The sequence below is a fragment of the Streptomyces apocyni genome, assembly GCF_009739465.1.
GTDB lineage: Bacteria > Actinomycetota > Actinomycetes > Streptomycetales > Streptomycetaceae > Streptomyces > Streptomyces apocyni.
The window spans coordinates 250,557-275,260 of record NZ_WHOM01000036.1; the positions used below are offsets into that span (position 1 = coordinate 250,557).

The window sequence follows — 24,704 nt, forward strand, 5'->3', positions numbered from 1 at the left end:
TCAGGGCCGGGGGTTCCGGCGCGGCGGCGCGGCTCAGGCGACGGGCTGGTGCCCGTCGTTGTCGGTGTAGGCCTCTTCACGGTGGAAGCCGAGCGCGTGCATCACGGGGAAGTCGTTGAACGAGAACAGACAGGCGTCCTCGGACCGGTCGAGGTTGTGGTGCTCGTGCCACGCCCAGGAGGGGACGCAGAAGACGTCGCCCTGCTGCCACTCGAAGGACTGTCCGGCGATCACCGAGACCCCGTGCCCCTTGGCCACGGTGTAGCTGACCGATCCGGTGTGCCGGTGGGCACGGGTGGCCTGGTCCGGCCGTAGCAGCTGCATATGAGCACCCATGGTGGGCATGACCGGCCCACCGGTTACGGGGTTGGTGTACTGGGCGATCACGCCGTCGTACGGGGAGCCCTCGGTGGCCTTGGCGAGGTTGCGCAGGGATGCGTAGGTCGCCTCCCACGGGTAGGCGAGCAGCGGTGAGTAGGGCCTGGTCCACTTCTCCATGCCATAGGGCAGCAGGTTCGCGCCGTGGCTCAGGACGGAGGAGTTGATCACCTTTCCGGGTGTCTGGTAGAGGTCGGGGTGAACCTCGTAGAACCCGGCGTCGAGGGCGTTGACCAGCGGGATGTCCAGGCCGTCCTGCCAGATGACGGGCGCGTCGTCGCTGTCGTTGCCGTGTTCGTGCCAGGTGCCGTTGGGGGTGATGGCGAAGTCACGGGGGCCGACCTTGAGCTTCTGCCCGTCGACGATGGTCCAGGCGCCGGTGCCTTCGTGGACGAAGCGTAGGGCGGCGGCCTGGTGGCGGTGGGCGGTCATGGCCTCGCCGGGGCCCATGATCTGTAGACCCGTGTAGAGGAGTCCGACCGCGGCGCTGACGTCCCTGCGGCCGGGGTTGACGAGCATGACGACACGGCGGCCCGCGTCGTCGGCCTTGACCAGGTCGAGGGCCTTGTGGACCAGGGGCCGCAGCTCGGCGTAGCGCCACCGGACGGGGACGGACCTGGGCTGCGGGTACCAGGGTTCGATGTCGTTGGCGACGGTCCACAGGGCACCGGCCTGGAGTTCCGCGAGTTCGTCGTAGTAGGCGGTGAGTTCGGGGGTGTCGGACACCCGTGCGCGTCCCAGCTGGGTGTCGTCGTGCTCGGTGGTCATGCCTCCTCCTTCGTGGAGCCGGTGGTGCGGGTGGTGCACGTGGTGCACGTGGTGCACGTGGTGTCAGGTGAGGGGTGCGGGGCGGCTGCCGGTGCGCTGTCGTGCGGCGTGGGAGCCGTGGGAGCCGTCGAGAAGGTCACCGGGGTGCGTGGGCGGTTGTCGACGTGGAGCTGGAAGACGTCGAAGCGGTTGTAGTGGCCGACGATGTCGTGCATCTGCTTGGGCTGTATGCACTTGGCCAGGTCGATCTCGGCGTAGACGATGCCCTCGTCGTCGATGAGGGGTTCGGTGACGGGGCGCCCGTCGGGGCCGAAGATCCCGGACAGTGCGCTGCGGGGGCGGGCGAGCATGCGTCGTATGTCCTCGTCGTCCCCCGCGATGGTGTCGACGATCTCCGGGGAGATGGTCGAGCAGGCCACGACGGAGAAGACCTTGCCCTCGAAGCTGTGGGCGGCGGTGCGCACCGCTATGGCGTCCGCCATGTCGTAGTCCTCGGGGGCGACCGGCAGAGCGATATAGCAGGAAGCGTGGACGAGTTCGCCCTGCGCGAGCAGGGTGAAGCGGGCCAGGGTGTTGGTGTTCTCGCCGCAGGCCAGTGCTCCCAGCGGACCGACGGGGGTGGAGTGGACCCTCAGGGAGCTGCCGTCGCCGCCGGTCCAGGTGAGTTTCTCGGCCCAGGTGGGCACCAACTTTCGGTGCACGCCGAGGAGTTCGCCGTCCGGGCCGATGGTGAGCAGGGTGTTGTAGAGCACTCCGAGGCTGTGTGCGCCCCGCTCGTTGACTCCGACCACGAGGACGATGCCGTACTGGCGGGCGGCCGCACGCAGGGCCTCCACCTGCGGGCCGGGGATGTCGATCGCGGAACGGTAGAGGCGTTCGAACCACGGGGAGCCCTGGACCGGGTTCATGGTCCAGTTCCAGTACGGGTAACCGGGGACGAACGCCTCGGGGAAGACGACGAGTGAGGCACCGGCGGACGCCGCCTCCTGGATGAGGGCGATCGCCTTGTCGACGGTGGCGGCGGCGTCCAGGTACACGGGGGCCGCCTGGACGGCCGCGGCGGTGAAGCGGGGAAGGTTCTCCATCGGTTCCTCCGGTGGCGGGCGGTGTGCGGCCGGTCAGCTGAGGGCCGCTACCGAGGCGGGGGTGGGGGCGGGGGCGGGGCCGGATGGGAGCCAGCGCTGGTGTACGGGGGCCGCGGCTGCGCGGAGCCGGTGCAGACGGGGTGGGACACGGTCGGCCGCGGGGCCTGGGGGCCGCTCGCTGCCGGGCTGCCAGGCTGGGGGCCAGGGGGCTCCGGGCCCGGTGTAGTTCTGGGCCGCCGCCGCGTGGAGCGTCCAGAGCGGGTCGTGGAGCTGGGCGCGGCCGACGGCGCACAGGTCCGCCCGGCCGGCCAGGATGATCGAGTTGACGTCGTCGTACGAGGAGATCGCGCCGACGGCGATGGTGGTGATGCCGGTCGCGTTGCGGATCAGGTCGGCGTACGGCGTCTGGTAGCTGCGCCCGTACCGCGGCCGCTCGTGGGCGACGACCTCTCCGGTGGAGACGTCCACGGCGTCGGCTCCAGCGTCGGCCAGGGCGCGGCAGATGGCGACCGCGTCCGCTTCGCTGGTGCCGCCCTCGGCCCAGTCTGTGGCGGAGATGCGGACGATCAGCGCCTTGTCCGCTGGCCATACGGCGCGCACCGCCCGCAGGACCTCCAGGGGGAAGCGCAGTCGGCCCGCGAGAGTTCCGCCGTAGGAGTCAGTGCGCTGGTTGGTCAGCGGGGAGAGGAACCCGGACATCAGATGACCATGACCGAACTGGAGTTCGATGGCGTCGAAGCCTGCGCGGTGAGCCCGTTCGGCAGCGGCGACGAAGTCGTGGGTGACACGGTCCATGTCCTGGCGGGTGGCCTCGCGTGGGACCGCGCTGGCCGGACCCCAGGCGACGGCCGAGCAGGCGACGAGCGGCCAGGCTCCGTCGCTGTCGGCGAGGGGACGATGACGGCCGTCCGGGCCTGGCACGGTGGTGGCCGCACGGCGTCCGGCATGGGTGAGCTGGAGGCCCAGGTGGGAGCGGGAGTGGCGGTGGACGAAGTCGGTGATCCTCCGCCAGGCCGTTTCCTGTTCGTCGGTGTACAGCCCGGGGCATCCGGGCGTGGCACGCCCCTCGGGGCTGACCGCCGTCATTCCGGCGATGACCAGCCCTGAGCCACCGATGGACTGGGTGCTCAGGTGGACGAGTTCGAAGTCTCCGGGGACCCCGTCGTGCGCGGCGTACAGCGCGGTGGGCGGGACGACGACACGGTTGCGCAGCCGCAGACCGCCGAGCGGGAGGGGGTGGAACATGGGGGGCACGGCGGCGGCTGCCGGGACAGGCGCCGCCGCGTACGAGGAGTCGACGGCGTTGATGAACTCCGCGTCCCGTACCCGCAGGTTGTCGTAGGTGACGCGGCGGCTTCGGGTGAGCAGGTTGAAGGCGAACTGGTGGGGTTCCTGGCGCGTGTACCGGTGGATGTTCTCGAACCACTCCAGACTGGCCTGCGCGGCCCGCTGGGTGGATTCGACGACCGGCCTGCGCTCGGCCTCGTACGCGGCGAGCGCGCCGGGCACGTCGGGGTGCTCATGGAGGCAGGCCGCCAGGGCGAGTGCGTCCTCCATGGCGAGCTTGGTGCCGGACCCGATGGAGAAGTGGGCGGTGTGGGCGGCGTCCCCGAGCAGCACCACGTTGCCGTGCCGCCAGGTGCGGTTGCGTACGGTGGTGAAGCGGATCCACTTGGAGTTGTTCGGGATCAGCCGGTGGCCGTCGAGGTGCGGGGCCAGCAGTTCCTCGCATCGTCGGATACTGGCCTCGTCGCTGGTACCGGCCGGGTGGTCGCGGGCGGCGTGTACGTCGAATCCCGCGCGCCGCCAGGCGTCTTCGCCGATCTCGACGATGAACGTGCTGCGGGTGTCGTCGTACGGGTAGGCGTGGACCTGGAGGGTCCCGAAGTCATGCTCGGAGACGATAAAGGTGAAGGCCTCGAAGGCCTGGTCCGTGCCGAGCCACATATAGCGGGAGTGCCGCTCGTCGAGGTCGGGGCCGAAGGTCTCCGCGTAGGCGGCACGGGCCGCCGAGCGCACTCCGTCGCAGGCCACCACCAGGTCATAGGCGGCGGCGAGTTCGCCGACCGGCGGGGCCTGGGTGCGGTAGCGGACGTCCACGTCGAGCGCGGCGCACCTCTGCTGCAGGATCTGCAGCAGTCGTTTGCGTCCGAGCGCCGCGAAGCCGTGGCCGCCGGAGGTGAGGACCTGTCCCTGGTAGCGGATGTCGATATCGCTCCAGCGGGCGAAGTCCGCTGACATGGCGTCGAAGATCTCCGGGTCGGCCTGCGCGATGCCGTCGAGCGTCTCGTCGGAGAACACGACTCCGAAGCCGAACGTGTCGTCGGCCGCGTTGCGTTCCCAGACGGTGACCTCCCCTCGCGGGGAGAGCTGCTTGGCCAGGGCTGCGAAGTACAGCCCGCCGGGCCCCCCTCCGATGACTGCTATACGCACGCGTCCTCCTAGGTGGTTCCACGAAACAAGATATGCTGACTTTTGGTCGACCGTCAATAAAACGTTACATGCTAGTGAGGCTCAGACGAGCGACTCGGGCGGTTGCGGGCCCGTTTGGGTGAGGACGTCCCGGACGCCGTCAGGCCAGGGCGTCGACCCGGTGGCGCGGGCGGCCGAATGGACGACGACCATGCGCCCGACGGCGGCGACCGCCCACTTCTCGCCGCGAACGGTGAAGCCGTAGTGGAGGGAACTGGTGCCGACGCTGGTGACCTGGAGTTCGGTACGGACGCTCTCGCCGAACCACAGCCGGGCGCGGTAGTCGGCCTCGAAACGGACCCGGGGAGTGCTGCCGAACAGGTGGGCCAGGCCCAGGCGCCGCAGCAGGGCGGCCTCGGCCGCCTCGACCCAGCGCACCACGGTGGAGTGGTGGTAGTGCCCGGCCGCGTCGGTGTCGGGCCACTCGACCCGGCGCTCGATGACGATGCTGGGCAGGTACCGCGCACCAGCGGGTGCGCCGGTGGCGTGACCGACCGTCGGGGCTTCGGCGGGCTGCGGACGGGAGGTATCCATGGCGTTGCCTTCCTTCTGACGGGAGGCGGGAGAACCGCCTGACCGAAGACGGGGTGCCAGGCCGCGCCCTGACGCACGCGGACCTCGGCCCAGGGACGTGCTAACCGGTTGCCTTCCGGGCTCGTTCGCGCAGCTCACCGCGCTGGATCTTGCCGGTGCTGGTGCGCGGCAGCGCGGTGACGAACTCGATGGCGCGCGGGTACTTGTACGGCGCGATGGTCTGCTTGACGTGGTGCTGCAGCGCCTTGACGGTCGCGTCGTCGGCAGCGGCTCCGGGGCGCAGGACGACGTAGGCCTTGGCGATCGTCCCGCGCTGGCTGTCGGGCGCGCCCACGACGGCGCACTCCTCGACGTACGGGTGGGTCGCGAGCGCCTTCTCGACCTCGGGCCCGGCGATGTTGTAGCCGGAGGAGACGATCATGTCGTCACTGCGGGCGACGTACCAGAAGTAGCCGTCCTGGTCGCGTATGTAGGTGTCACCTGTGAGGTTCCAGCCGTCCTTGACGTAGGCCGTCTGGCGGGGATCGGAGAGATAGCGGCAGCCGGTGGGGCCGGTAACGGCGAGCAGGCCGGGCTGCCCGTCAGGGACGGGGGCGCCCTCCTCATCGACGATCGCGGCCCGGTATCCGGGGACCGGCTTGCCCGTGGCGCCCGGGCGGATGTCGTCGTCAGCCGCGGAGATGAACACATGGAGCATCTCGGTGGCGCCGATGCCGTCGATGATGCGCAGCCCGGTCGCGGCGTGGAACTCCTCCCACACGGCGGCCGGTAGCGCCTCGCCCGCGGACACGCACCGGCGAAGCCCGGCCAGCAGGTCCACCACTCCGGCGGACATGATCGCCCGGTAGGCGGTGGGGGCGGTGAAGAGCACGGTGACGCCGTGTTCGGCCACCAGCTCGGCGAGTTGGCGCGGGGTGGCCTGCTCGACCAGCAGGGTCGCCGCGCCGACATGCAGCGGGAAGACGACCAGCCCGCCGAGCCCGAAGGTGAAGGCCAGCGGTGGCGTGCCGGTGAACACGTCGTCCTGGCGGGGCCTCAGGACATGCCGGGAGAACGTGTCGGCGTTGGCCAGCACGTCCCGGTGGAAGTGCAGGGTCGCCTTGGGCCGCCCCGTCGTGCCGGAGGTGAAGGCGATCAGGGCGACATCGTCGGCGGCGGTGTCGACGGCGGTGAAGTCGGCCGCCTTGGCGGCGCTCCGCCGGGTCAGATCCAGGTCGCCGGGGCCTCCGTAGGCCAGTACGGCGAGGCCGGGGATGTCGGCGGCGGCGAGTTCGTCGAGGTAGCGGTAGTCGCAGACCGCGATCGCGGGGCGGCTCATGGCGTACAGGGCCGCGATCTCGGTGGCACGCAGCAGCGGCATGGTGGTGACGGCGATCCCGCCGGCCTTCAGCACCCCGAACCAGGTGGCGACCAGCCACGGGTTGTTCGGTCCACGCAGGAGCACGCGGTTTCCGGGACGGAGACCGAAGTCCTCGACGAGCACGCGGGCGACCTGATTGGCGCGGCACAGGAGTTCGCCGTACGTCCAGCGCTCGGTGGGGGTCAGCAGGCAGGGCCGGTCGGCTCCCCAGCGCGAGACGGCGTCGTCGAGCAGCCGCTGGGCGCAGTTGAGCCGGTCAGGATAGTGCAACTCCGGTAGGTCGAAGTGGAGTTCTGGCCAGAGAGGGAAGGGCGGCAGCCGATCACGGCAGAAGGTATCGACGTACGCGGAAGGGGACAGCTCCATGGGGCGGCACCTCAATCTCGGGGCTGCGGGGAGAGTGAAGCCAGTATCTCGATAAAATGACGTTCGTCAATAGTTCGCGATACATGCCCTCTCAGGGCAACGGGACGCGCACCCGGACGCCCTTGCCGCGGCCACGCGGGAGCACGGCCACCACACCCCGCAGCTCCGCGGCAAGCAACTGAACGATCATCAACCCGCGGCCACCCTCGGCATCCAGAGCGACCTCAAGCCCCACCTCAAGCCCCACACTGGGCAGTTCCGGATCACCGTCGGCGACTTCGACCAGCACCCACCCGCGACCGCGCATCACGGTCACGCTCAGCCGGTCGCTCACATCGCCCGCATGACACACGGCATTGGTGACCAACTCACTGGCGGCCATCAGCAGGGCGTCGGTGATGGCGGCGGGAATCCGCCAACGCTCGAGAACGCCGCGCACCCGCGCCCTCACACAGGGGACTGCGGACAGCGCGGGCCTGGGCGCCCAGCGGACGGAGCGGCACCCGGCGCCGATGACCGAGGGGGCGCGAGGCTCACCGACCGGGGCGACGGACGCGGGGACGGGGGCGGAGAGGGGGGCGGGGACGGTTCGAGCAGCGGTGAGCATGACGGGCTCCCGACAGAAAGGCGACAGCGCCGAAGGGTGGGCGGACCCGCCGCGGCGGCGGATCGGCAAAGGCACCCACATTCGGGCACTCATGGGTCGCGAAAGATGGAGTTACACGTGTAACATCCTAGGCACCTCACGCTGGCGACACAAGGCATTTCGGACAAACTTCGCGATCTCTTGAGGCCGGGAGGCCACGGCGGCCGTGCCGCCCCGTCCCTTCGCTCCGTAGCCCGTCGGCTGCGCCCAGCAGCGCCCAGCAGCACGGCCCCCACTCGATCGACTCGCGATCACCTCAGATGGAGAAAGAGGCGGACATGACGCAATCTCTTCCGGCCGAGCTCGACCTGGGGTGGCCGCCGCCTCCCTACCTGGCTCCGGTGCCCCCCGTCGTGGGCGACGACGGCGTACGACACTTCGCGGGGGTCACCTACGCGTCCACACCGGGGTACCGGCCTCGCCTGCTCGACGCCCATGTGCCCACGGGCTCGGACCCGGTGCCCGCCGTCGTCTGGATCCACGGCGGAGGCTGGCTGGAGGGCGACCGCCGCTACCCGCCGCCGACCGTCCCCGTCGAGCTGCTGCACGGCGCGGCGCTGGGGGCCGGGCTCGCCCTCATCTGCGTCGACTACCGGCACAGCCTGGAAGCGCCCTTCCCGGCTCAACTGCACGATGTGAAGGCCGCGATCCGCTACGTCCGGCGGTTCGCCGACACCCTCGGTGTCGACCCGGACCGGATCGGCGTGTGGGGCGAGTCCGCGGGCGGCCATCTGGCCGCACTCGCCGGGCTGGTCGGTCCCGACACCCCAGGCGGCGAGGCCCTGGAGGGCACGACCGGGGTACGCGACCAGTCCAGCGGCGTGCGGGCCGTCGTCGACTGGTACGGGGTGTCCGAACTTGAGTCACTGCTGTCCCATCCGATGCCGCCGCCCCCGCCGGGGGCGGAATACCCCAACCCGTTCACGGCGCTGCTAGGCGACTCCACCGAGCAGTGGCCCACGCTCGCGCGGGCCGCCAGCCCCGTCACGTACGCGAAGGAGGTCACGGACGGGACGACTCCGCCACCGTTCCTGCTGGCGCACGGAACGGTGGACGGCCTGGTCCCCTACAGCCAGAGCGAGGTACTCGCCGACGCCCTGAAGAGCGCTGGCTGCGAGGTCACGCTCCGACCGGTCGACGGCGCCGACCACATCTTCCTCGGCGCCCCGGACGTCGTACCGATCGTCAACGAGGCCGTGGCCTTCCTGGCCCGCCACCTGGCGGCCTGACCGAACTCCCCGGCCAGGCCGCCGACTGGGTGGGGCGCGCCCGTCCCGCGTCCCGCTCCGTGGACCTGTGGGGCCTTGACCCTGTGGCCCCTGCCAGCGCGCGTATGTCTCCCCCCGCTCACCACATCGGCCCGGCGACGCGCCGTGGCCGCGAGAGGCCCGTCATGCCCAGTGCTCCAGCCCCTGCCGAGGGCGCCTCGGCAGCCACCCGCCACAGCCAATCCTCCGCCGCTCCCCCACCAGCTCCCCCATCAGCGCCCCCCTCGACCAGAACGGCCGTGCTGGGCCTGCTCTTCATCCTGACGGCCGTCGCCGTGGGCATCGTCGTCCGCGCCGATCCCGACCGGCCCGCCTTCCAGAGTCTCGACGAGCGATGGCTCGGATGGATGGGCGGCCCGCATGACGGTCTCTACGCAGCCGCGGCCGAGGTCCTCAACTGGTTCGGCGGACCGCCCGGCGTGGTCGTCCCGGTCGCCCTGCTGATCGTTTTGATCACCCGGAAGCGCTGGTGGTCCCTGCTCTACCTGCTCACCACCTACGGGGTGGGTGGCATCGCCTTCGTCCAGGTCCTCAAACACTGGGTGGACCGGCCCCGGCCTGAGAATCCCCTGGTCCGCGTGGACCACGGCTCGTTCCCCTCCGGGCACGTGGCCGGGGCAGCGCTCCTGGTGGTGCTCGTCGGCGTGCTCTTCGTGCCGGTGGTCCGGCGCCGGATGTGGTGGCTGGGCGGCGTGCTGTTCACCGTCGCCATGATGTGGAGCCGTACCTGGCTGCACGCCCACTGGCTCGTCGACACCGCAGCCGGTGCGCTGGCCGGGGCCGGTGCCGCGCTCGTGCTGTGGTGGGCGTTCGCCCCCTTGCTCGCCCGGGAGAGGGGGTCCGGCGCCAGTGAGCGCGGGCGGTCCCCGGCGAACCGGACCTGAGGCCCGCTCAGGAGGAACCGCGGTGAACGAGGACCGGCGACATGCCGTGCAGCACGGGCGCGGACCCGCGTTCGATGAGCTGGTGCAGGGTGTCGGCGACCTCCGCGGGCGACGGCAGGTCCAGCCGAACGGTGCTGAGCGGAGGATTCAGCAGAGCGGACGGCACCAGGTCGTCCGCGCCGACCACCGCCACGTCGTCCGGGACGGAGATGCCTTCGTCCTGGAGCGCGCCCATCAGCAGAGCGGCGTACTCGTCGTTGTAGGCGAAGACGGCGTCAAGGCCGAGGCTCGGCCAGCGCTTGGCCAGGTCGGTCACGGACTGCCGGGCGTAGGCGAGGTCCACCGGAGTCACGGTGGCCATATGCCGCGCGACGACGCTCTCGACCCCGGCCAGCCGCAGCCGCGCGAAGGCGTCGAGCCCGCGCTCCTGCGGCATGACCACTCCGATCCCGCGTCGCCCCCGGGCAATGAGATGCTCAGCGGCCGCCGCCCCGATACGTCTGTGGTCGAAGGCCACGGTATGGGCGCCCTTGACCGGCTCCGCCGCGAAGGCGAGGAGCGCCTGCACGCCGGCGCGGCGCAGCAGGTCCGCGGCCTGCGGGGTGAAGCGGTCGCCGTCCATGGCCAGCACCGCGGCGGGCCGCAGCTCGGCCCAGGCCCGGGCGGCGGTCACCGCGTCGGGGAAGCGCCCGGCGTGCAGCACGGCGATATAGCCGTGCCGGTCCAGTTCGCTGTGGAGGTCGTCCACCCAGTTGCTGACCAGTCGGCCGACCGCGGAGACCGAGGCGGGCATCAGCACCAGGTTGCTGCGGCCCGCGCGCAGCGAGCGGGCGGCAGCATGCGGTACGTATCCCAGCTGCCGGGCCGCGTCCAGCACACGGGCGCGGGTGGTGTCGCTGACCCGGTGCGTCTGGGTGCCGTTGAGCACGAAGGACACCGTGGCGCGGGACACCCCCGCCAGGCGGGCCACGTCCGCGCTGGTGACCGGCGCCGGAGTGGTCGGGTCTTTGGCCATGACGTCCTTGATCGATTCCGGCGGTCCGCCGACCGCTTCCCCTCCTCAGGTTACACGCGTTAACCAGCATCGCAGGTGCGGGCCGCGCCGGGCCGCGGCTCGCGCAACCCTCAGCGGGCGCTGCCACCGCCCCCGCGCCGCCCGCCACCCCGCGCCGCCCGCCGCCCCCTACGGAGACCGATGAATCCACACCACCATGGCCGGTCCACTCCTGAGTGCCCCGCCTTCTCCGACCGGACGCCCCTGTACGGCGCGGCACTCGCGCGGGACCCCAGCCACCTGTACGAGGAGTCGCGGCGCCGATATGGGGCGGTCGCACCGGTCGAGATCGCTCCCGGGATCGGGGCGTGGCTCGTGCTGGGGCACCAGGAAGTCCTGGAACTCATCTGGGACGAACGGGCCTTCAGCAGTGACGCACGGCACTGGAACGCGCTCGGCCGGGCGGTACTGCCCGCGGAACCGCCGCTGCTTCCCCTGCTGGGGCCCCGGCCCGCCCTGCTCCGCCTCGACGGGCAGGAGCACCGGCGGCAGCGGCAGGCGGTCACGCAGGCACTGAACCTGATCGATACGCGACGGCTGCGCACCCTGGTCCGGCTGCGGGCCGACGCCCTGGTGGACGGCTGGGCAGCGCGTGGCGCGGCCGACCTCATCGGCGACTACGCGCGCCCACTGACATGGGGTGTGTTCACCCAGTTGGTCGGGCTGCCGGAGGAGGCGGGTGGTCAGCTGGCCACCCTGGTCGGGGATCTGGTCGACGGCTCCGACGAGGCGACGCGCGAGGCGACGCGCTCGGAGGCAGAGCTGCTCAGCCTCCTGCGCCAGCTCACCACCGGCAAGCGCGCCACCCCCGGCCCGGACCTCCCCTCGTGGCTGCTGGCACACCCCGCCCGGCTGTCTGACGACGAGATCACGCACAACCTGCTCGCGGTTCTCCTTACGGGTCCCGAGAGCACCATCAGCTGGATCGGCAACACCGTGCGGCAGCTGCTACGCGACGCCGGGCTCGGTGCCGCGCTGGCCGCCGGACGGGTGACCGTGGGCGAACTCGCCGACCGGGCGCTGTGGTCCGACGCGCCCGTCCCGAACATCGCGGGACGCTGGGCGCGAGCCGACACGGCGTTCGCGGGGCGCTCCGTCCGCGCCGGTGATCTGCTCATCCCCTGCCTGGCCGCCGCCAACACCGACCCCGCGCTCCAGAGTGCCGCGGCCTCGGGCAGCCGGGCGCATCTGGCGTGGGGGACCGGTGCGCACGGCTGCCCGGCCAAGGACGTGGCCCGCACGCTGGTGGAGACGGCGGTGGACGCGATGCTGCGCCGACAGCCCGAGGTACACCTCGGTGTTCCCGAGAACGCGCTGCCGTGGCGGCCTTCGCTGTGGTGCGGGGCACCGGCGCGGCTGCCGGTGGTGTTCCCCGCGTTCCCGCCCGCCGCGCCGACCGCGTCCGCCGCGCCCGCCACGTACGCCGCCGTCACGGTCATGCCCGTACCGGACAGGAGTCCGGGCGACCGGGCCGTGGCGGGCATGCCTCCGCAGCGCTGGGGTTGGTGGAACTCGATGGCGGGCTGGTAGCCGACAACAGCGGCACCAGGCCTACGGGGAAGCCCGGTGGTGCAGTCGACGCGAGACTCCGACCGGGTCCTCGACGGCGGCGGTGACGGCGTCGAAGCGCAGGGTGGTGCGGGAGGGGGCGGCATACCGCTCCCAGACCGGCAGGTCGGGATGGTTGGGGTCTCCGGTGCGTACGAAGGCGATCCAGGCCTGATGCATGGCGTGCCCGAGCCCGGCCCGGACCTCGGGATCGATCCCCGACAAGAACGGCGCGTGCGACCACGTGGCGAAGTCGCCGAAGACGAAAGGAAGTTCCAGGCAGTGCGTGGCCGCGAGGCGCCCCTGGAGCGCGGGGGTGGGGAAGTCGAACTCGTAGGCCCACACCGGGCGGCCCAGTTCCGCCCTCGCCTCGGCCAGTTCCACGCAGGGCACCCGGAAGAGTTCGTCGGAGATCAGGTCCATCAGCACGTCCACCGGGCGGGCGCCCGCCCGCTCCTTCTCGTACGCGCCGTACACCTCGGCCGCCCGGTCCGGGAAGCTCTCCGCGATGCGCTCGACGACCTGGTCCCTGGTCGCCGTGGCGTATCCCTCGTCCAGGGCGAATCCGAAGGTGGCCTCGTCGCGGGTCCAGCCGACCATCACGTCGATGTCGGCGGCCGCGTCGTACAGCAGCGTCCGGGCCGGGTGCCGGTGCAGCGTCACCCCGTCGCGTACGGGCAGGAACGGGGTCGGCCAGTGACCCCAACGCGTGGTCTCGCCGAACAGCCCCTGGGCCGCCTCGATCAGCTGGGGCCACGACAGGGCGCGGAGTCCGTCGACGTCCCGCGCCCCGGCCAGCCGCAGATAGGCCCCGGTGCGCGGCAGGTACTCGGCGGGCGTCGGAATGTGCAGGCCCAGGGGCGGGCTCTGCAGGATCGCTCGCCGGAACAGGCCCTGGGCATCGGGGTGCCCGGCCAGCGCCGCGATGGACACGGCGCCGCCCGACTGGCCCGCGACGGTGATCCGGTCCGGGTCTCCGCCGAAGTGGGCGATGTGGTCGTGCACCCATCGAAGTGCGGCGACCTGGTCGGTGAGCCAGAAGTTCCCCGACTCCTCGGCGCCGGGCGCCCCGTCCGCGCCGAAGTACAGGTAACCGAGCGGCCCAATCCGGTAGTTGATGCTGACCACCACAAGATCTCCGTTACGGGCGAACGCCTCGCCGGAGTAGTTCGGCAGTGAGCCGGAGCCCGAGACGAATCCGCCGCCGTGGATCCACACGAGCACCGGGCGCCCGGCGTCGTCGGCCGACGGGGTCCACAGGTTGAGCGTCAGGCAGTCGTCGTCGAAGGGCGGCGAGCCGTGACCGCCGAGGATCGGATCTCCGCCTTCTGTGTACGGCTGCGGGGCGCTGGGGCCGTCGGCGGTCGCGTCCCGGGTCCCGCTCCAGCCGGTGCGCGGCTGCGCGGGCCGCCACCTCAGGCCGCCGACGGGCGGCGCGGCGTAGGGCACCCGCCGGAACACGGTGACGCCGCCTTCGGTGGCTCCGCGCAGCCGGCCCGCGGGCAGGTGCACCACGGGGGAGTTCGGGTCTTGGGCGGCTCCCATGAGTCTTCCTCTCAGTCACTTCAGTCGCTGCACTCTGCATTTTATTGCTTACTCTTGACGTGCGTCAATCATTCGCCATACTGAGGCACCCGGACTCACCCAGCCGGCCAGTTACACGAGACACACCGACTCCTCACCGTCGAATATCACGATCCGACTCACGGTTCGACATCGGACCTGGCGTGACGATGCGAGGAGTGCTACACAGGAATCCACGTGGTAACACGTGTAACTAATCCGCCGCCAGAGTCAAGCGGCCCACGCTGCGCCCACCCCTTCCGCAGCCCTCCGGCCTCGTCGGCCCCCTCTCCTGTTCTCCGCTCCCTTCCCGATCCTCCCTCTCCGAGGAGTCGATATGTCCGTCCTCAACGAACGGGGTGCGCCGCGCACGCCCCGACCCGGCGGTCATCATGGCCACCCCTGAGCTCGCGCAGCCGAACCGCCCGGATCCCACGGCGAAGGCCCCCGCGCAGCACGGGCTCCTGGTGCTGCTCCTAGTGGCCAACTCCTCCATGCTGGCCGTCTACATGGGTGTCGGTGCCGTGCTGCTGCCCACCCACATCGCGTCGATCGACCCCGCGAACAAGGTCGTCATCCTGGGCGTGGTGGGCGGCGTCAGCTCCGTCTTCGCGACCGTGTTCAACCCGATCGCCGGTGCCCTGTCGGACCGCTCCGGCCGACGTAACCCCTGGATTCTGGGCGGCGCGCTCGCTTCGCTGGCGGGGCTGGCCTTCCTGGCCAACGTGCGGACCGCGCTGCTCATCGGCGTCGGCTGGTGCCTGGTACAGGCCACCATGAACGTCTACCAGGCCGCGGTGACCGCTGTGGTGCCCGACCGGATACCACCGGCCCGCCGAGGCACCGCGTCCGCGCTCGTCGGGCTTGGGCTGCCGATCGGCGGCAGCCTCGGTGTCCTGCTCGGCTCCCGGATGGAGGGTGACCTGCGCACGGGCTACCTGCTGTTCGGGGCGATCGTCGCCGGCGCGGCCCTGCTGATGACCGTCTTCTGCCGCGACCTGCCGCGGCGCGCGCCCGCACCGGCCGGGCGCCGGGGCGTTCAGATGGCGGCGTTCCTGTCGGCGCTGTCGCACCGGGACTTCCGGTGGGCGTTCATCGGCCGGGCGCTGATGGTGCTCGGCTACTTCTCCGTCATCGGCTACCAGCTGTACATCCTGGACGACCACATCGCGCTGCCCGACGGCATGCGGCCGGCCGCCGCCATGGCGATCCTCACCCCGGTGTCGATGCTCGCGATGGCCGTCTCGACCGTGGTGGGCGGAGTGCTGTCCGACCGATGGAACCGGCGCAAGGTGTTCGTCGGCGTCTCGGCGGCGCTCGCCGGTGTGGTCATGGCCGTACCGGTCATCAGCCCCACCTGGACCGGGATGCTCGTCTTCAGCGCGCTCAACGGCCTGGCCTTCGGCTGCTTCATGGCGGTGGACACGGCCGTGGTGACGCTGGTCCTGCCGCGCGCCGAGGACGCCGCGCGTGACATGGGCGTACTCAACATCGCCAACGCGGGGCCGCAGATCGTCGCCCCGTTCGTCGCCTCCGTGGTCGTCACCACGCTGGGCGGATACACCCCGCTGTTCCTGGTCGGCGGCGCACTCTCGCTGGTCGGTGCGCTGGCGATCCTCCCGATCCGCGGCGTGCGCTGACCCGCACGTCCGCGACCCGCCCCGGCGGGCGCATGCCGAGGGTCGTGCGCCCGCCGGTTCCTCTCCTCGCCCTCCCCTCCCCTCCCGTCGCTGTCCCGTACTCCCGTACTCGAAGGAGCCCATGATGAGACGTACGCGCGCACTGGCGCTGGCCGCCCTGCTGCTGAGTACCCCCGCCCTCGCCGGGACGGTCCCCGCGGCCGCCGCCGCGCAGGCCGCCCAGACCGGGCCGCTGCGCATCCTGCTCACCAACGACGACGGATACGACGCGCCCGGTATCCAGACCATGCTGCGCCAACTGACCGCCGCCGGACACGACGTGACCGTTGTCGCCCCGCTGACGCAACAGAGCGGCAGCGGTACGAAGGTGACCAACGCGCCCACACTGAGCGTGAAGCACCCCGAGCCGCACGTGTGGGCCGTGGACGGCACACCCGGCGACGCGGTGGCCTTCGGCCTCTCCGTGGTCTTCGCCGAGCGGGCACCCGACCTGGTGATCTCCGGCCCCAACTTCGGACTCAACGTCGCGGGTGTGGCCACCCACTCCGGAACGGTCGGCGGCGCCGTCTACGCCCTGGGGCACAGCGTGCCCGCGATCGCGGTCAGCACCGGTCCGCTCGGGGCCCCGGAACCGGGCCCCACACTGGCCGCGATGAAGCCGGCCAGCGACTACACGGTCAAGCTAATCGACCGGCTGCGGTCCCGGGCGAAGCACGGACGCCCCTTGCTGCCCGACGGCACGGGCCTGAACGTCAACCATCCCGTGGTCGGCGCCGACGGCTCCGGGACCGCCCGCGGCACCGCCCTCACCACCCAGGACCCCCAGCCGGTCATCCGGTCCCAGTTCACCCACACCGGCGGCGATACCTGGAAGGTGACCGTCGGCGCGGACGTCCTGCCCGCCAAGAAGCGCGGCGACCTGGAGGCGCTGATGGCCGACAAGGTCTCCGTCACCCCGATCGCCCCCAACTGGAACACCGGCCCCGCTGACTTCGCGAGGGCCGGGGCGCTTCTGGTCGGCCTGCGCCCCTGAGCCGTCCCGTCCCGTCCCGGACACCCGGAATCCCGACTCAACCCGACCCGACCACTGAGCAGGGAGCAAGACCATGGGCGTTGTCGTCAGGACAACAGGCGGCAGGGTCGCGGGCGTTGCCCACGGCGGCCTCCTCGCCTTCAAGGGCATCCCCTACGCCGCCGCACCGGAAGGGCCACTGCGCTTCCAGGCACCGGCACCCCCACCGCCCTGGCACGGCGTCCGGCCCGCGCACGCGTTCGGTGTCGCGCCGCCGCAGCTTCCACTGACGCCCGGATCACCCGCGCCATGGCGGCCCGAGGACGGCCTGGACTGTCTGAGCGTCAACGTGTGGACGCCCGGCGGGCGGGACGACCGGCTGCCGGTCATGGTGTGGATCTACGGCGGCGGCTGGAAGTCGGGCTGGTCCGGCGACCCGGCCTATGACGGCGCGAACCTGGCGCGGGCCGGCGTGGTCCTGGTGACGTTCAACTACCGGGTGGGCTTCGAGGGCTTCGGACACGTACCGGACGCTCCCGCCAACCGCGGGTTCCTGGACCAGATCGCCGCGCTCGGCTGGGTACGGGAGAACATCGCCCGGTTCGGCGGCGACCCGGACAACGTCACCGTCTTCGGCGAGTCGGGCGGGGGCGCCTCGGTCGCGTCACTGCTGACCGCACCCGCCGCGCGGGGGCTCTTCCACCGGGCCATCGCGCAGAGCATGGCCGGACGCTATCTGCCGCAGGAGGAGGCGCGGCGGATCGCCGATCTGCTCGCCGCCGCCCTGGGCGTCAAGCCCAAGGCCCTCGCCACCCTGGCCCCCGAGGCGTTGCTCGCCGTGCAGGACGCGCCGCTGGCCGCGATGGAGGCAGAGCCCGGTGCCTGGTCCACCCCTGAGGCGATCACCGCGTACTCCCCCGTCATCGACGGCGTGACGGTGGTCGACAAACCCTGGCTGGCCGTGCGGTCGGGCGCCGCACGTGAGGTGGATCTGATCGCCGGATACACCCATGACGAGTTCTCCATGTTCGCGCTGCAACGCGGACTGGTCAGGCCGGGCCTCGCCGCGACGGTCAGGGCCCTGCCGATGCTGGCCAGTATGGCGCTCAGCCGTCTCCGCCAGGAGAGGTCGACGTCAGCCTCCCGGCCTCCCCGGCGGATGCGCACAGTGAATCTGCGAGGCGTCGCCGAGAGCCTGGGCCTGGACGCCACCGCACCGGACCAGTACCGGGCGGCCCACCCGGGGATGGCCGACGCCCGGCTGTACACCGAGATGTTCTCGGACGCGCTGTTCCGGATGCCGTCGACCTGGCTGGTCGAGGCGCACACGGCAGCGGGCGGGCGCGGCTACCTGTACGACTTCACCTGGCCGAGCCCGGCGCTGGGTGGTGCGCTGGGCGCCAGCCACCTGGTGGACGTCCCGGTGACCTTCGGCAACACGGACGGCCCCATCGCGGACTTCATGCTCGGCGGGAAGCCGCCGGGCGAGGACTTCGAGCAGTTGTCCAAGCGACTACGGGCCGCCTGGGTGTCGTTCGCCGCCACCGGGGACCCGGGCTGGCCGCAGTTCACCGCGGATGAGGCGCTCACCCGCATCTGGAACGTCGAACCAGCCGTCGTCCAGGACCCGTTGGCGGACTCGCGCCGGATCTGGCACGCGTCATCCGGGCGCTGACCAGGCCACCGAACCCTCTCATGAGGGGCGTCCGGCGCGCGCCGGGCCCCTGTCGAGCCCATCGAGTACACCTGTGAGGCCCAGATGCACCGTCCCACCTCTCTCCGGCCCCGACGTGCCCTCCGGTACGCGGCCGCCGTGGGCTCCGCTGCCCTGCTGCTGGCCGCCTGCGGCGGAACCGGCGGCGGCAGCGGGGGCGCCGACGGCCCTTCGGACACCCCGCAGCGGGGTGGCACCCTGCGGGTCGGGATGTCCTTCGACGTCCAGACACTGGACCCGACCGCGCCCAACTTCGCCAGCGCCATGGACTACACCGCGGCCCGCGCGGTGCTGGACCCGCTGTTCGGCATCGACCCGAAGGGCCGTCTGGTGCCTGAACTGGCGCTGTCGGCAACGCCGTCCAACGGGAACAAGGCCTTCACCGTCAAGCTCCGCAAGGGAGTGAAGTTCTCCGACGGCACCGACTTCGACGCCGACGCCGTGGTGGCCCACTACCAGGAGATCAAGGACAAGGGAGACTGCCTGGGCTGCCCGCCACGGCTCGTCACCAACGTCAAGCGCGTCGCCGCGCCGGACCGGAACACGGTGGTGTTCACCCTGACCGCGCCGTGGGCGAAGTTCCCCGAGGTGGCGCTCACCGGTATCCCGGGACTCATCCCCTCCCCCACCGCCAAGAAGGCCTCCGGGGCCGAGTTCGGCAAAAAGCCGGTGGGTACCGGCGGCTTCAAGGCCACCGAGATCGTCCCCGGCGACCATGTCACCCTCGTACGCGACGACACCTCGTGGCGCGCCGACCGGACCTACCCGGACAAGGTCGTCCTCAAGGTGATGCTCGACTCGCAGACAGCCGTACAGTCGGTGCGGTCCGGCACCCTCGACATGATGGTCGCCGCCGCCCCGAACCAGGCGAAGCAAGCCAAGGACGCGGGGCTGCGCGTCCAGCTCAACGAGGGGCTCGGCCCCGAAGGCATCATCCTCAACATGCAGCGCCCCGGCCTGGACGACGTCCGGGTCCGCAGGGCGCTGAGCATGGCCATCGACCGTGAGGCGGTCAACAAGGCCGCGTACGGCGGAAACACCAAGCCCAGTCGGTCCTTCCTGCTGGACGAGAATCCCGAGCAGAAGGGCATCGCTGTGGCCGGCCACGACCCGGCGGAGGCGAAGCGACTCCTCGCCGCGTACGGCAAACCGGTCCGGCTGGAACTGAATACCCTCGCGGGCGGCAACTACATGGCCGCGACCCAGCTGATCCAGCAGCAGTGGAAGGCCGTCGGCGTCGAGGCCACCATCAAGACCAACACCGCCGTCGGCATCATGCAGGACGTGCTCCAGCGCAAGTACGACGTGAGCTATTCCCCCGCGTTCATCTCGGCGACCACGGTCGACGCGATGGCGGTAGCGTTCACCAGCGGCGGCAGCCGCAATCTCGGCGGCTACGCGAACAAGGACAACGACAAGCTGTTCGCACGCCTGGGCGCGGCCGGGGACGACACCGCCGCGTTGCCGCTGGCCCGTCAGATCCTGACCAACGTCTCGGCGGACCTGCCCAGCATCCCGGTGGTCCGCAAGATGGGCATGTTCGCCGCGTCCAGCAAGGTGCACCTGCCGCCCGCCGACGCCTACGGACCTGACACGTTCGTGGTCGGCGATGCCTGGACCACCAAGTGAGGCTGTCGTTCCTCGCCGCCAGGCTCGGGCAGGCGGTGATCGTCCTGTTCGCCGTCGCGGTGGCCACGTTCGCGATCGGCAGGCTGCTGCCCGGTGATCTGGCCACCGCGGTCCTCGGCCAGAGCGCGACCGAGGAGCAGATCGCCGCGTTCCATCGGCGGACGGGGGCCGACCGGCCGGTGAGCGAACAGTTCTGGACCTGGTTCACGGGTGTGCTGCACGGGGACTTCGGTGCTTCGGCGACCAGCGGCCAGAACGTCACCGACGCGCTCGCCGACCGGTTGCAGCCGTCGCTGCTCCTGGTGGTATTCGCCGAGGTCCTGGCTCTGCTGATCGCCGTTCCCGCCGCGGTCTGGGCCGCGTACCGGCGCGGTCGGGCCCCCGACCGGGCGGCGAACGCAACGTCCTCGGTCCTGCTGGCGACCCCTCAGTTCGCGCTGGCCATTGTGCTGATCTATCTCTTCGCCGTTCTGCTCGGGTGGTTCCCGGCCACCGGCTACACGCCGCCGCACCAGAACGCGGCCCAAACGGCGCGCAGCCTCGTGCTGCCCGCGGTGACGCTGGCGTTGAGCCTCGCCGCGGTCTACTTCCGCGTGCTGCGCGCGGGGGTGGTGGAAACCCTGCAACAGGACTATGTGCTCGCCGCGCGGGCTCAGGGGCTGCGACCTCGCGAGATCCTGACGCGGCACACGCTGCGTCCGTCGCTGCTTCCGCTGGTGACGCTGGTGGGACTGAACTTCGGCTTCCTGGTCGGCGGCGCCGTCATCGTCGAGCAGCTCTTCGCGATCCCCGGTCTTGGCACGTACGCCCTGTCCGCCGTGCAGACCAAGGACTTCGCGGTGCTCCAGGGTGTGGTGCTGCTGATCGCCGCCCTGTATGTGCTCGTGAATCTCGCCGTGGACCTCCTCTACGGCGTACTCGACCCAAGGATTCGCCATGCCCGCTGACGACCCCGCCGCCACCGCCACGGCACCACCAGCGGAACCGGCCGCGCCTGTCACAGCCCAGGCCCGAGGGGCGGACCGCGAGGACCTGCCACCACCCGCCCGACGGCGTCCAGGTCCGGGCGGTCCTGGCGTCGGGACGTGGTGCGCGATCGCGTTCCTCTCGCTGCTCGCGCTGGCCGGGCTCACCGCTCCGCTGCTGCCGCTGCCAGACCCGGAGCGGGTGGACACCGGCGCGCTGGCCGCCGGAATCAGCTCCGGCCACTGGCTCGGTACGGATGCCCTGGGCCGTGATGTCCTCGCGCGCATCGTGTACGGCGCCCGGGTCAGCCTCGTCGTCGCGGGGGGCGCCACCGTGGTCGGGGCCGCTGTCGGAACCCTGCTCGGCATGATCGCCGGGCTGGGCCGGGGGTGGACACAGGCCGTGGTGATGCGGGCCACCGACGTCCTGCTTGCCTTCCCGGCGCTGGTTCTCGCGCTGGCGGTCATCGGCGCCGTCGGCCCTTCGACGCTGTCGGTGACGCTCGTGGTCGGCCTGCTGTTCGTGCCGGGCTTCGTCCGTGTCGTACGGGCCCCCGTGATGAGCCTGGCGCAGCGGGAGTTCGTCCTGGCCTGCCGGGCCATGGGCATGGCTACCCCGAAGCTGATGGCGCGGGAGATCCTGCCGAACATCACGGCGGTGGTCGTCACCTACGCGGTCACCATGTTCGGTATCGGCGTCATGGTCGAAGGGGCCCTCGGCTTCCTCGGCGTGAGCGTGCCACCGCCGTCCCCGACCTGGGGCGGAATGATCTCCGAGGGACGCCAGGTACTGGCCGACCACCCCATGGTCAGCCTCACACCGACGCTGGTGCTGGTCCTCGTCGTGCTCTGCGCCAATGTGATCGGCGACCGGCTGTCGTCCCTGCTCGACGTCCGCGGAGCGATGCTATGAACGTCCCGAGCACCCCGAGCACCCCGAGCACCCCGAGCACCCCGAGCACTCCGACCACTCCGAGCACCCCGAACGCCTGGAGCACCCCCAGCACCCGTCCCGGCGCCACCGCGCTGCTGTCCGTCAGGGACTACACCGTCCATCTCCACTCGCCACGCGGGATCGTGCGCGCGGTCGACGGTGTGAGCCTGACCCTGGACCGCGGCCACACGCTCGCGATCGTCGGCGAGTCGGGTTCAGGCAAGAGTGTGTTGTTCCGCAGCCTGCTCGGGCTGCTGCCACCGGCCGCTGTCGCCCGGCGCACGGGTGACGCGTTCTACTCGGGCGCCGACTTGTCCGCCCTCGACGAGAAGGGGCTGCGCGGGCTGCGTGGCCGCCGTATCGGCATGGTTTTCCAGGATCCGATGACCGCGTTGAACCCCGTACTGCCCGTCTGGCGGCAACTCGCCCTGCCGCTCAGACGCCACCTCGGGCTGCGCCGCGCGGCCGCCCGTGCCCGGGCGGTCGAACTCCTGGACGCCGTGGGTATTCCGGACCCCGTGCGCCGCGCCGACCAGTACCCGGTGCAGATGTCCGGCGGCATGCGGCAGCGCGTGATGATCGCCCTGGCACTGTCCTGCGACCCCGATCTGATCGTCGCGGACGAGCCGACCACCGCTCTGGACGTCACCGTGCAGGCCCAGATACTCCGTCTGCTCGACCAGCTCCGTGCCGAGCGCGGACTGGGGCTGATCCTGATCAGCCATGACCTCGGAGTCGTGGCGGACCACTCCGACGACGTGATGGTGATGTACGCCGGACGCCAGGCTGAGCGCGGGCCGACCGCCGCCGTCCTGGGTGCGCCCCGCATGCCGTACACCCGGACGCTGCTCGACGCGGTGCCGACCCTGCACGGGGCCCGTGGTGGTCGGCTCGCCGCGATCACCGGTCAGCCGCCGGACCTGACGCGTACGCCTGACGCGTGCGCCTTCGCGGCGCGCTGCACCCGGGTGAGGGAGCGCTGTCACACCGAACGTCCGCCGCTCACCGCGACGGAGAGCGGCAGTCCGCAGGTGGCGGCCTGCTGGTACCCGGTGCCATCGGCCACCGCGCCAGCCGTGGCGTCCGGACCGGTGCCCGACCCCGAGGATCCGACCGCGACAGCGACACAGGAAGCGAGCCCGGCATGAACGCCCCTGGCCCCACCGGTACGACAGGCGACACGGCGCGACCGCCCCTGGTGGAGGCGGACGCTGGGGCGCCCCTGCTGCGGGTCCGTGATCTGCGCGTGCGCTACGGCACCGGTAGACGGTCCTTCGAGGCCGTCGCCGGGATCGACCTGACGGTACGGGCCGGGCAGACGGTCGGCCTCGTCGGCGAGTCGGGATGCGGGAAGTCCACCGTGGCCCGGGCGATCGCTCGCCTGGAGCCCGGCATCAGCGGTGAACTCACCTTCGACGGGCAGGACGTGACGGCGCTGCGCGGGCGCGGCCTGCGTCCGTACCGGCGACGTGTCGGCATGGTATTCCAGGACCCCATCGCCTCCCTCAACCCTCGCCGCCGGGTCCGCGACATCATCGCGACCCCGCTGCGCCTGACCGGACGTGAGGAACCCGCGGCGACCACCGCCCGCGTGGCCGAACTCGCCGACCTCGTCGGCCTGCACCCCACCCAGTTCGACCGCCGCCCGCACGAACTGTCCGGCGGGCAGTGCCAGCGCGTCAGCATCGCCCGGGCTCTGGCCCGCGTACCCGATCTGCTGCTGTGCGACGAGGTGGTCTCCGCGCTCGACGTGTCCGTCCAGGCGCAGGTGATCAACCTCCTCATGGACATTCGCGAACAGCGGGGCCTCGCCATGGTGTTCATCTCCCACGACCTCGCCGTGGTCCGCCAGCTCGCAGACCAGGTGGCGGTGATGTACCTGGGGTCCCTGTGTGAAGACGCACCGGTCGACGAGCTCTACGAGCGACCAGCGCACCCCTACACGCGAGCCCTGCTGGCCTCCGTTCCCGGCGAGAGCGCCACCACGCGGGACGACGACATGCCGACGGGCGACGTGCCCTCCCCTCTCAACCCGCCCAGCGGCTGCCGCTTCCGCACCCGCTGTCCCCTCGCCGCTGAGATATGCGCGCGGGAGACACCGGTGCCGGTGGAACTGCGGCCGGGGCACCGCGTCGCGTGCCACTTCCCGCTGGGCGCGGGTACCGCCTCGCGTGCCACCACGGCCCTGAACTCGGGCTAGAACGCGATCCGTTCGCTGGAAGTGGTGACCTCGTCCAGTACGTCGGCGGGCGCGTCAGCCGTGCCGCGCCTCGACACCCAGCAGCGCCAGCAGATCCCGGAACGCCTGGGACATGTCCACATCGTTCGGCGCGAGAAGCCACTGGTACTGGAGGCCGTCCATCACGGCCACCACGAGCGGCGCGGCGCGTTCGGGGGTCAGGCCGGAGGGCAGCCGCTCGCCGTACTCGACGCGCAGGAGCCCGGCCATGCTGTCGCGCACGGTCGCGTAGCGCCGGGTGAAGAAGTCACGGGTCGGGTGGTCTTCCGTAACACTCTCGCCGAGGAGCGCCGAGAACGTCTGGATGATGCCGGGCCGCATGGCGTTGTAGTCGACGAGGGTCGGGAGCAGATCGAGCCGCCACTGCGAGTCGGGCACCGTGTCCCAGCGGTCGCGCTCGTCCAGTACGGCGACGAGCAGGGCCTCCTTGCTGGGGAAGTAGTGCAGCAGCCCCTGCTGGGTGAGCCCCACCCGCTCCGCGACGGCCCCCAGCGTGGCGCCGCGGTAGCCCCGTTCGGCGATCACTTCCAGCGCCGCACGGATGATCTCGCCTCGCCGCTCCCCGGTCCTGACTCCGGCCACCACGACATCCCTCCACCACTCGGCGCCATGAGCACCGTACGACATGGGTCTATAACATAAGCA

20 protein-coding genes are annotated in these 24,704 nt (G+C 71.4%); 11 read left to right on the forward strand and 9 right to left on the reverse strand.

Features of this window, described 5'->3' with window-relative positions:
* Positions 1-33: 33 nt before the first annotated feature.
* The 6 genes from GCN81_RS04795 to GCN81_RS04820 all read right to left on the reverse strand — a co-directional run bounded on the left by GCN81_RS04795 (position 34) and on the right by GCN81_RS04820 (position 7,570).
* Positions 34-1,146 (reverse strand): cupin domain-containing protein, encoded by a 1,113-nt coding sequence (locus GCN81_RS04795; RefSeq protein WP_156722171.1) that lies wholly within the window; start codon positions 1,144-1,146, stop codon positions 34-36.
* Positions 1,143-2,231: a carbon-nitrogen hydrolase family protein gene (locus tag GCN81_RS04800; RefSeq protein ID WP_156722172.1), complete on the reverse strand. Its 1,089-nt coding sequence runs from the start codon at positions 2,229-2,231 to the stop codon at positions 1,143-1,145. The genes GCN81_RS04795 and GCN81_RS04800 overlap by 4 nt, the downstream gene beginning before the upstream one ends.
* Positions 2,232-2,264: 33 nt before the next feature.
* Positions 2,265-4,664 carry a bifunctional salicylyl-CoA 5-hydroxylase/oxidoreductase gene (locus GCN81_RS04805; protein ID WP_156722173.1) on the reverse strand — a complete coding sequence of 800 codons (2,400 nt, stop codon included), beginning with the start codon at positions 4,662-4,664 and terminating at the stop codon, positions 2,265-2,267.
* An 81-nt stretch (positions 4,665-4,745) separates the two neighbouring features.
* Entirely contained in the window at positions 4,746-5,237 is a 492-nt protein-coding gene (locus GCN81_RS04810) for an acyl-CoA thioesterase (protein WP_156722174.1), read from the reverse strand.
* Between the two features lie 100 nt (positions 5,238-5,337).
* Positions 5,338-6,963 carry an AMP-binding protein gene (locus GCN81_RS04815; protein WP_156722175.1) on the reverse strand — a complete coding sequence of 542 codons (1,626 nt, stop codon included), beginning with the start codon at positions 6,961-6,963 and terminating at the stop codon, positions 5,338-5,340.
* A 91-nt stretch (positions 6,964-7,054) separates the two neighbouring features.
* The gene (locus GCN81_RS04820) at positions 7,055-7,570 is read right to left on the reverse strand and encodes an ATP-binding protein (protein ID WP_156722176.1); all 516 of its coding nucleotides are present in this window, start codon (positions 7,568-7,570) and stop codon (positions 7,055-7,057) included.
* Positions 7,571-7,887: 317 nt separating this feature from the next.
* Between GCN81_RS04820 and GCN81_RS04825 the strand changes: the two genes are divergently transcribed.
* Both GCN81_RS04825 and GCN81_RS04830 read left to right on the forward strand, forming a co-directional pair.
* On the forward strand, positions 7,888-8,838 hold the full coding sequence (locus tag GCN81_RS04825; RefSeq protein WP_156722177.1) for an alpha/beta hydrolase: 951 nt from the start codon (positions 7,888-7,890) through the stop codon (positions 8,836-8,838).
* Positions 8,839-9,116: 278 nt separating this feature from the next.
* The gene (locus tag GCN81_RS04830; protein WP_231626371.1) at positions 9,117-9,761 is read left to right on the forward strand and encodes a phosphatase PAP2 family protein; all 645 of its coding nucleotides are present in this window, start codon (positions 9,117-9,119) and stop codon (positions 9,759-9,761) included.
* 7 nt (positions 9,762-9,768) lie between these two features.
* Here GCN81_RS04830 and GCN81_RS04835 read toward each other — a convergent pair whose 3' ends face one another.
* The gene (locus GCN81_RS04835) at positions 9,769-10,776 is read right to left on the reverse strand and encodes a LacI family DNA-binding transcriptional regulator (RefSeq protein WP_156722179.1); all 1,008 of its coding nucleotides are present in this window, start codon (positions 10,774-10,776) and stop codon (positions 9,769-9,771) included.
* A 180-nt stretch (positions 10,777-10,956) separates the two neighbouring features.
* On the opposite strand from GCN81_RS04835, the gene GCN81_RS04840 reads away from it, so the two are divergent.
* Positions 10,957-12,345, forward strand: a complete 1,389-nt coding sequence (locus GCN81_RS04840; protein ID WP_156722180.1) for a cytochrome P450 family protein — start codon at positions 10,957-10,959, stop codon at positions 12,343-12,345.
* 21 nt (positions 12,346-12,366) lie between these two features.
* On the opposite strand, the gene GCN81_RS04845 is transcribed toward GCN81_RS04840, so the two are convergent.
* Positions 12,367-13,908 (reverse strand): carboxylesterase/lipase family protein, encoded by a 1,542-nt coding sequence (locus GCN81_RS04845; RefSeq protein WP_156722181.1) that lies wholly within the window; start codon positions 13,906-13,908, stop codon positions 12,367-12,369.
* 410 nt (positions 13,909-14,318) lie between these two features.
* Here GCN81_RS04845 and GCN81_RS04850 point away from each other — a divergent pair, with 410 nt between their 5' ends.
* From GCN81_RS04850 to GCN81_RS04885, 8 genes are all read left to right on the forward strand, one after another.
* Positions 14,319-15,566, forward strand: a complete 1,248-nt coding sequence (locus tag GCN81_RS04850) for an MFS transporter (RefSeq protein ID WP_156722182.1) — start codon at positions 14,319-14,321, stop codon at positions 15,564-15,566.
* A gap of 121 nt (positions 15,567-15,687) precedes the next feature.
* Complete coding sequence (gene surE, locus GCN81_RS04855; protein ID WP_156722183.1) at positions 15,688-16,599, forward strand: 5'/3'-nucleotidase SurE; 912 nt, start codon at positions 15,688-15,690, stop codon at positions 16,597-16,599.
* 73 nt (positions 16,600-16,672) lie between these two features.
* The gene (locus tag GCN81_RS04860; protein ID WP_156722184.1) at positions 16,673-18,253 is read left to right on the forward strand and encodes a carboxylesterase/lipase family protein; all 1,581 of its coding nucleotides are present in this window, start codon (positions 16,673-16,675) and stop codon (positions 18,251-18,253) included.
* Between the two features lie 138 nt (positions 18,254-18,391).
* Complete coding sequence (locus tag GCN81_RS04865) at positions 18,392-19,921, forward strand: ABC transporter substrate-binding protein (protein WP_197287474.1); 1,530 nt, start codon at positions 18,392-18,394, stop codon at positions 19,919-19,921.
* A complete protein-coding gene (locus tag GCN81_RS04870; protein ID WP_197287475.1) occupies positions 19,918-20,868 on the forward strand; it encodes an ABC transporter permease in 951 nt (316 codons plus the stop codon). The genes GCN81_RS04865 and GCN81_RS04870 overlap by 4 nt, the downstream gene beginning before the upstream one ends.
* Positions 20,858-21,799 carry an ABC transporter permease gene (locus GCN81_RS04875; protein ID WP_156722187.1) on the forward strand — a complete coding sequence of 314 codons (942 nt, stop codon included), beginning with the start codon at positions 20,858-20,860 and terminating at the stop codon, positions 21,797-21,799. The genes GCN81_RS04870 and GCN81_RS04875 overlap by 11 nt, the downstream gene beginning before the upstream one ends.
* Positions 21,796-22,968 (forward strand): ABC transporter ATP-binding protein, encoded by a 1,173-nt coding sequence (locus GCN81_RS04880; protein WP_156722188.1) that lies wholly within the window; start codon positions 21,796-21,798, stop codon positions 22,966-22,968. Before GCN81_RS04875 ends, GCN81_RS04880 begins: the two co-directional genes overlap by 4 nt.
* Positions 22,965-24,020 (forward strand): ABC transporter ATP-binding protein, encoded by a 1,056-nt coding sequence (locus GCN81_RS04885; protein ID WP_156722189.1) that lies wholly within the window; start codon positions 22,965-22,967, stop codon positions 24,018-24,020. Before GCN81_RS04880 ends, GCN81_RS04885 begins: the two co-directional genes overlap by 4 nt.
* 54 nt (positions 24,021-24,074) lie before the next feature.
* On the opposite strand, the gene GCN81_RS04890 is transcribed toward GCN81_RS04885, so the two are convergent.
* Entirely contained in the window at positions 24,075-24,686 is a 612-nt protein-coding gene (locus tag GCN81_RS04890) for a TetR/AcrR family transcriptional regulator (RefSeq protein WP_156722190.1), read from the reverse strand.
* Between the last annotated feature and the right edge of the window lie 18 nt (positions 24,687-24,704).